At 61.1% G+C, this 380-nt stretch carries 1 protein-coding gene; it reads left to right on the plus strand.

What is annotated here, in order from left to right; translation table 11 throughout:
* Nucleotides 1-57 precede the first annotated feature (57 nt).
* On the plus strand, nt 58-380 hold a 323-nt coding region (locus LG367_RS18470; RefSeq protein WP_319004044.1), incomplete at its 3' end, for a TorF family putative porin.

Consider the following 380-nt stretch of genomic DNA (forward strand, 5'->3'; position numbering starts at 1 on the left):
ACTTATGTGTCGCGGGGGTTTGACCAGAGCTGGGGCAGGCCCGCACTACAGGGCGGAGTGGACGTCGCCGCTGCCAATGGCTGGTATGCCGGGACGTGGATGTCGACGATCAGTCCGTACTTCGTCGAGGACGGGCATATCGAGTGGGATCTTTACGGCGGATATGCCGGTAGCTACGGCGTGGTGCAGTACCGGGCGGGACTCTACTACTACCGTTATCCGGGAGCAGAGATGAGCACTACCGGCACCCCCTATGACTATGGAGAGGCGATTCTGGCGTTGGAATGGCGACAGTGGTCGGTGTCGTACGCGACCACGGTGACCCGCGACTATTTCGGTTTCAACAGCAAGACCCTGGGCATCGGCACGGGCCTGCATTC

Source organism: Luteimonas panaciterrae (assembly GCF_020511115.1).
Classification (GTDB): domain Bacteria; phylum Pseudomonadota; class Gammaproteobacteria; order Xanthomonadales; family Xanthomonadaceae; genus Luteimonas; species Luteimonas panaciterrae.